This is a genomic window from Nocardia sp. NPDC058497 (assembly GCF_042720195.1).
Taxonomy (GTDB): Bacteria; Actinomycetota; Actinomycetes; order Mycobacteriales; family Mycobacteriaceae; genus Nocardia.
This window is the reverse complement of sequence record NZ_JBHXMY010000098.1, coordinates 7,198-14,223: the sequence shown is the minus strand read 5'-3', so window position 1 is coordinate 14,223 and position 7,026 is coordinate 7,198. Positions and strand designations below refer to the sequence as shown.

Here is a 7,026-nt window from a genome sequence, read left to right as displayed (position 1 = left end):
CGACTGCGCCCACCTGGGCACGGTCGCTGTCAGCACAGGTCAGCGAACGATTCAGCCGCCTTTACGGAACGAGCAGCACGTCGGCGCCCGCCGGTAGCCCATCCACCGGCCACCACCGCAGATCCGCCGATTCGGCGCTGCGCACCGGCACCGCGCCGGGCGGCGCGACGATCTCGAACAGCAGGTCCAGGTGCCGCGTCGGCACGCCGAGCGAGCACGTGATCGGGTGCGCCTGCGCGCCGTAGAGACCGGGTGTCAGCCGCAGCTCCGGGATGCCCGACTCCTCCACCGCTTCACGCAGCGCGGCGTCGGCGACCGTCTCGTCGCCCGGTTCGCAATGCCCGCCGAGCTGGATCCAGCGGCCCACCCGCGGATGCAGGGTGAGCAGCACCTCGCGGCGGTCGTGCGACAACACGATCGCCGAGGCGGTGATGTGGCCCGGCGCGTGTTCGCGCAGGCACCCGTTCGGCGCCGAGCCGAGGAAGGCGAGCATCGCCTCCCGCAGCGAACGATCCGGTCCGGCCTGGGGCTGCCAGGCGGTGAGCAGCTCGGTCGCCGACGCGCGCAGCGACTCCGCGCTCACAGCTCCACCAGGCCCGCGCCGGGCGAGCCGACGGTGCGCGGGGCCGGCTCGTCGAGCGGATGACCGATCGCGATGGCGCCCAACGGCATCCAGTCCTCGTCCAGGCCCAGGACATCGCGGGTGACCTCCGGCGCGAAGATCGTCGACCCGATCCAGCAGCTGCCCAGGCCGTCGGCGGCCAGCGCCACCAGCAGGCCCTGCACCGCGGCGCCGACCGCGACGGTGAACATCGTCTGCTCGGCGGCCTGGCGGCGGGCGTCGGGATAGGCGTGCGCGCCGTCGGGCACGCAGAACGGGATGATCACCTCGGGAGCGTCGAACAGGATGCGCCCGCGCGCGACGCGACGTTCCACCCGTTCGGGCTCGAGCCCGTCGGCGGTGAGGTCTGCCCGCCACTGCTCGGCCATGGCCTCGAGCAGCTGGGCGCGCAGCTTCGGCTTACGCAGCCAGACGAAGCGCACCGGGCGGGTGTGATGCGGCGCGGGTGCGGTGAGCCCAGCCGCGACAGCCGCCCTGATCCGCTCCGGCTCGACCGGCTCGTCGGCGAAGGCGCGCACGGAACGACGCAGCGGCACAGCCTCTTTGCGGCCCATCTCGATCGCCTCGGCGGTGCCGAGCCAGAACAGGTCGTCGACGCCGCCGCGCAGCAGCGCCGCCGCGCTCGACCCGTCGTCGTCGGTGACCAGGCCGCGCACCACCGCGACCGGAACGCCGCCGAGCTTGCCCTTGACCAGATCGGCGGCGGCGGCGAGTTCGTCGGCCACGGCCACCTGGGTGACGTGCAGTTCGTTGCCCTGCCCGTCGACCGCGCCCGCGTAGTCGTGCAGCACGCGCAGCCCGGCAGCGCCGATGGCCGCGTCGATCTGGCCGTTGCGCCAGGCCCGGCCCATGGTGTCGGTGATGACGACGGCCACGTCCACCCCGAGCAGCTGGGCCAGCGCGGCGCGCAGCGACTTGGCGCTGGCGTCGGGGTCGGTGGGCAGCAGCACCAGTTCGCCCTCGGCCACGTTCGAGCCGTCGACGCCGGAGGCCGCCTGCACGATGCCGAGACGGTTCTCGGTGATGAGGGTGCGGCCCTTGCGGGCGAGCACCCGCACGGCCTCGTCGTCGACGAGCTTGCGGCGGGCGGTGTCGCGCTCCTCCGGGTCGGTCGGCGCGGTGACGATGCGGCCCTCGGCCTTGGAAATGATCTTGCTGGTGACCACGACGACGTCACCATCGGCGAGCCACGGCGCCTGCGCGGCAAGGTGTTCGGCGACGTCGTCGCCGGGCCGGAACTCCGGCAGACCGGTGACCGGGAGGATCCGCAGCTCGTCGGCCGCGTGGTCGGGCAGCACGCTCACGGCTTCACTCCCGCCAATTCCAGTGCGGCACGGGCCATTTCAGCCGTCGCCTCGGGGTCTGTCATCAGCAACGGCACACTGCGCACCTCGACACCCGGAACCTCGGCCGTGTCGGTGGAGTGCACCAGCCAGCCGTCGAGGATGCCGGTGGCCGAGCGGGCACCGTAGTGCCGCCCGATCGCCTCGGCGGTGGACTCGACGCCGATCACCGACAGGCACTCATCGGCCATGCCGCGCAACGGCTTTCCGTCGATCACCGGAGAGAGGCCGATCACCTTGGCCTCGGTGGTGCGCAACGCGCCCCTGATTCCGGGGACGGCGAGGATCGCGCCGATGCTCACGACGGGGTTCGAGGGGGCCAGCAACACGGCGTCGGCGGCGGCTATGATTTCGGTCACATCCGGGGCCGGGGAGGCTTGTTCGGCGCCGATCGAGGCAAATCCGTGGGTCGGAAGCGCCGCGCGGTACCGCACCCACCATTCCTGGAAGTGGATCGCGCGACGTTCGCCGGCGTTGTCGGGATCACTGACAACGACGTGGGTTTCACAGCGATCGTCGGTTGCCGGGATCAAACGCACGCCCGGCTGCCACCGATTGCACAGCGCTTCGGTGACCGCGGAGAGCGGATATCCGGCGCGCAGCATCTCGGTGCGGATGAGGTGGGTGGCGATATCGCGGTCGCCGAGACCGAACCAATCGGGCTGGGCGTTGTATTTCGCCAGCTCCTCTTTCGCGTGCCAGGTCTCGTTCGCGTGGCCCCAGCCGCGCTCGGTGTCGATGCCACCACCGAGGGTGTACATGCAGGTGTCGAGGTCGGGGCAGATACGAAGCCCGTGCATCCAGACGTCGTCGCCGACGTTGACGATGGCCGAGATGTCGGCGTCGGGCAGCAGCTGCCTGACGCCCTGAAGGAACCGTGCACCGCCGACGCCGCCGACCAGAACGGCGATCTTGGGCTCGCGCACCGCGTGTTGTGCAGTCACAGGGACACAGCCTAGGCGGTGCCGGTTGCCGGATGATTTCGTGACGAATTCCGGCAAAGTTGCTGGTCATTTGCCACGGCACATAACAAGATCAACACGAAAGGCCGGTGCGGAGTGTAACGGAAGGGTGACGGCGGGTTGACCACCGGCGAGTGCGGCGTGTCTAATCACAGACATGTCATTCCGGTCACCGCGAGAGGCATAGCGCGGGGGCGTTTGCGAGCGGGTGTTCGGCTCGCCGGAAGACAGGTTCGGGGATGCCCGCGAGACTACGTCGCGGTGTTGGGCCGTCGGGGTGTGTGTTGGTCCGGCGGAAAGAATCATTCTGCGCTAACACATAGTGAGGAGGCGGAACGATGACCGAAAACATGGTCTCGCCGACCGATTCCACAGCAGGCGCAGCTCACGCTGTCTGCGCCGAGGAGAGCTGGCCGGAACCGGACGTGGCAAGCGAAGTCGCGGCTCCCCGGCTGAGTCTGGTCGTGACGGGCTTCGACGAGATGTTCGAGTCCATCGAAGAGCAGTGGCAGGAACGCGCTCTCTGCGCGCAGACAGACCCCGAGGCGTTCTTCCCCGAGAAGGGCGGCTCGACCCGTGAGGCCAAGCGCATCTGCTTGGGCTGCGAGGTACGTGACCAGTGCCTGGAGTACGCGCTGGCGCACGACGAACGTTTCGGCATCTGGGGCGGTCTCTCGGAACGAGAGCGTCGCAGGCTGAAGCGCGGAATCGGTTAAGAGAATGTTCGAAAGTAGACTCTGAGGCTCCAGCCCGGAGCACGCAGGCGCAGTACGTCGGTGCTTCGGGCGAACGCCCAGTAGTCGCGCCGTCCTCCGGCTCGACGGGCACGACAGGTGCACGCGAGAAAGGCGGACGAGTTCCCATGGCACGTTCCCGGCGGCATTACCCGGCCCCCACCGCACGGTCGGTGACCCGCCGCGGCCGTGGCGTCCGTGGACCCATGCTCCCGCCCACCGTTCCCGCGTGGCGCACCAGAGGACAGAAATTCGACCGGCTCGTGCTCGAGGCGTTCGCCCCGCTGGACACCCGCTGGCACGATCGGCTCACCAAGCTCGACATCGCCGTCGACGATGTACCGAAAATCCGTCCGCTGCACCCTGATTCGGTCACCTGGCCGGACGAGGTGGTCGCCGACGGGCCGGTGCCGCTGTCGCGGTTGATCCCCGCGGGCGTCGACCGGCACGGCGCGGCAACCAGGGCGAGGGTGGTGCTGTTCCGCAAGCCGCTGGAGCTGCGCGCGGCCGATCCCGACGATCTCGTTGAACTGCTGCGCGAGGTCCTCGTCCAGCAGATCGCGACCTATCTCGGCGTCGACCCGGACCTGATCGATCCCGAACCCGAGTAGCGACGCACCGATAACGGGGTCGTATCACCGCGTGTCCGTATCCACTTTTGCGGACCGGAGGGCTAATCTCGACGTCGTGATCCCCATGCGTCGTTGCTGCCGACCCGGCTGCAAGAACCCGGCTGTAGCGACGCTGACGTATGTGTACTCCGACTCGACCGCCGTCGTCGGACCGCTGGCCACCGTCGCCGAACCGCATTCCTGGGATCTGTGCGAAACCCACGCCTGCCGCATCACCGCCCCCAAGGGCTGGGAACTGGTGCGCCACGAAGGCGGATTCTCCTCGAGCACCCCCGACGACGACGACCTGACCGCACTGGCCGAAGCCGTCCGCGAAGCGGGCCTGCGCCGCCGCCCCGCCGACGCCGACCAGCCCGGCTACCGCGACAACACGCCCACGGCACCGCGCACCGCCCGCACCGGCCGCCGCGGGCACCTACGCGTCCTCCCTGACCCGTAAATCCTCAGGCCACACCCGCGGACCCGGAATCCTCCGTGCGGCCGCTAGGGTACTAAGCATGACGACTGTCGCGCGCTCTGGCGAACTCGTGAACGCCGTGATCAAGGCTTATGACGTCCGCGGGGTGGTGGGCGAACAGATCGATGCGGGGTTCGTCATGGATGTGGGCGCCTCGTTCGCCCGGCTGATGCGCGACGAGGGCGCCACCCGGGTCGTGATCGGCCACGATATGCGTGAGTCCTCCCCCGAACTGGCCGCGGCCTTCGCCGACGGCGTGCGGGCCCAGGGCCTGGATGTGGTGCACATCGGGCTGGCCTCCACCGATCAGCTCTACTTCGCCTCGGGCAAGCTGGGCTGCCCCGGCGCCATGTTCACCGCCAGCCACAATCCGGCCCGCTACAACGGCATCAAGCTGTGCCGCGCGAACGCGCTGCCCGTCGGCCAGGACACCGGTCTGGCCACCATCGCGGCCGAGGTCGTCGACGGCGTGCCCGCCTACGACGGCGCCGCGGGCACCGCGACGACCACCGATCTGCTCGCCGACTACGCGAGCTTCCTGCGCGAGCTGGTGAACCTCGACGACATCCGCCCGCTGACCATCGCGGTCGACGCGGGCAACGGCATGGGCGGCCACACCGTCCCCGCCGTGCTCGGCGCGCTCGGCCCGATCACCATCGTGCCGCTGTACTTCGAACTCGACGGCTCGTTCCCCAATCACGAGGCCAACCCGCTGGACCCGAAGAACCTGGTCGACCTGCAGGCGCTGGTGCGCCGCAGCGGCGCCGACATCGGCCTCGCCTTCGACGGCGACGCCGACCGCTGCTTCGTCGTCGACGAGCGCGGCGAGCCGGTGTCACCGTCGGCGATCACGGCGCTGGTCGCCCAGCGCGAGCTCGCCAAGGAGCCGGGCGCGACCGTCATCCACAACCTGATCACCTCGCGCGCGGTGCCCGAGCTCGTCGAGGAGCTCGGCGGCAAGCCGGTGCGGACCCGGGTTGGGCACTCGTTCATCAAGCAGGAGATGGCGTCGACGGGCGCGGTCTTCGGCGGCGAGCACTCGGCGCACTACTACTTCCGCGATTTCTGGGGCGCCGATTCGGGCATGCTGGCCGCGCTGCACGTGCTGGCCGCGCTCGGCGAGGGGCAGCGTCCGGTCTCGGAACTGATGGCCGCCTACGACGTCTACGCGGCCTCCGGCGAGATCAACTCGACCGTCGCCGACGCCGCCGAGCGCACCGCGGCGGTGCTCGCCGCGTTCGCCGACCGGACCATCTCGGTGGACCGTCTCGACGGCGTTACCGTCGATCTCGGCGCCAACGCCTGGTTCAATCTGCGCGCCTCGAATACCGAACCGCTGCTTCGTCTCAACGTCGAAGCCGGATCGCAGGCTGAAGTCGACGAACTCGTGACCGAGATCCTGGGCATCGTCCGCGCCTGACTGGAATAGTGGAATCACAGACCTTGTATTCGCCGACGGCTTGCCGGCAGACGACACAGCGCGATGAGGGGAGGTGGGATCGGCGATGATCGCTGGAACACCGGTATTCGACCTCGACGATGCCGCGTCGCTGGAGGCGGCCGACACCGGCGGCGCCTTACGTTCGGCGGCTTCGGGTGGCGCTCAGGTGCGGGCGACGGCCGCGGCGGTCGCCGAAACATCGCTCACCGAACGCCTGTCCGAGTTGCGTCCGCGCAGTCTGGTCCTCGTCTCCGGTTCGGGCCGGGCGGCCCGTGCCGCCGGGTTGCTGGTCGCCGCCCTCGGCGACCGGGCCGGGCTGCCGATCGTGCCCGTCACCTCGCTGCCGCCGTGGGTCGGTCCGCTGGACGTGGTGCTGGTCGCCGGCGACGACGCGGGCGATCCACGGCTGATCGACGCCGTCGACCGGGCGCTGCGCCGCAGTGCCGAAGTGGTGATCGCGGCGCCGAACGAGGGTCCGCTGCGCGCGGTCGCGGCGGGCCGCGCGATCGTCCTCGAACCGCGGGTGCCAGTCCTCGACCACAATCGGCTGCTGCGTTTCCTGGCCGTCGGCATCGCGGTGCTGCGCGGCATCGACGCCCAGCGCAGTGTGCCCGCCACGCCCGACCTGACGGCGCTGGCCGACATGCTCGACGCCGAGGCGCTGCGCGACGGCCCGCACAACGAGGTCTTCCACAATCCGGCCAAGACGCTCGCCGCGCGCATGCTCGGCGTCGGCGTCGTCCTCGCGGGTGACTCACCGGCCGCCGTCGAACTGGCCGGGCACGGCGCCGCGGTGCTGTTGCAGGCGGCGGGCCGGAGTGCCGCGGCCGCCGCC

Annotated in this window: 7 protein-coding genes and 1 pseudogene; 5 read left to right on the top strand and 3 right to left on the bottom strand. The window is 70.2% G+C overall.

Annotation, left to right across the window (positions count from 1 at the left end):
- Positions 1 to 61: 61 nt before the first annotated feature.
- The 3 genes from ACFWPJ_RS09885 to cofD are packed head-to-tail and all read right to left on the bottom strand — an operon-like array spanning position 62 to position 2,909.
- Positions 62 to 583, bottom strand: coding sequence for an NUDIX hydrolase (locus tag ACFWPJ_RS09885; RefSeq protein WP_378849294.1), 522 nt, complete (start codon positions 581 to 583; stop codon positions 62 to 64).
- Positions 580 to 1,926, bottom strand: a complete 1,347-nt coding sequence (locus tag ACFWPJ_RS09880) for a coenzyme F420-0:L-glutamate ligase (RefSeq protein WP_378849292.1) — start codon at positions 1,924 to 1,926, stop codon at positions 580 to 582. Before ACFWPJ_RS09880 ends, ACFWPJ_RS09885 begins: the two co-directional genes overlap by 4 nt.
- Positions 1,923 to 2,909 carry a 2-phospho-L-lactate transferase gene (gene cofD / locus ACFWPJ_RS09875; protein ID WP_378849290.1) on the bottom strand — a complete coding sequence of 329 codons (987 nt, stop codon included), beginning with the start codon at positions 2,907 to 2,909 and terminating at the stop codon, positions 1,923 to 1,925. The genes ACFWPJ_RS09880 and cofD overlap by 4 nt, the downstream gene beginning before the upstream one ends.
- Before the next feature lie 500 nt (positions 2,910 to 3,409).
- Between cofD and ACFWPJ_RS09870 the strand changes: the two genes are divergently transcribed.
- The 5 genes and pseudogenes from ACFWPJ_RS09870 to ACFWPJ_RS09850 form a co-directional block, all read left to right on the top strand.
- Positions 3,410 to 3,643, top strand: a complete 234-nt coding sequence (locus tag ACFWPJ_RS09870) for a WhiB family transcriptional regulator (protein WP_133733920.1) — start codon at positions 3,410 to 3,412, stop codon at positions 3,641 to 3,643.
- Between the two features lie 146 nt (positions 3,644 to 3,789).
- Positions 3,790 to 4,272 (top strand): metallopeptidase family protein, encoded by a 483-nt coding sequence (locus ACFWPJ_RS09865; protein WP_378849288.1) that lies wholly within the window; start codon positions 3,790 to 3,792, stop codon positions 4,270 to 4,272.
- Between the two features lie 85 nt (positions 4,273 to 4,357).
- A complete protein-coding gene (locus tag ACFWPJ_RS09860; protein WP_378849296.1) occupies positions 4,358 to 4,732 on the top strand; it encodes a DUF3499 domain-containing protein in 375 nt (124 codons plus the stop codon).
- Between the two features lie 58 nt (positions 4,733 to 4,790).
- The gene (locus tag ACFWPJ_RS09855) at positions 4,791 to 6,170 is read left to right on the top strand and encodes a phosphomannomutase/phosphoglucomutase (RefSeq protein ID WP_378849286.1); all 1,380 of its coding nucleotides are present in this window, start codon (positions 4,791 to 4,793) and stop codon (positions 6,168 to 6,170) included.
- An 85-nt stretch (positions 6,171 to 6,255) separates the two neighbouring features.
- Positions 6,256 to 7,026: pseudogene (locus tag ACFWPJ_RS09850) on the top strand (tobH protein); the annotation flags it as partial.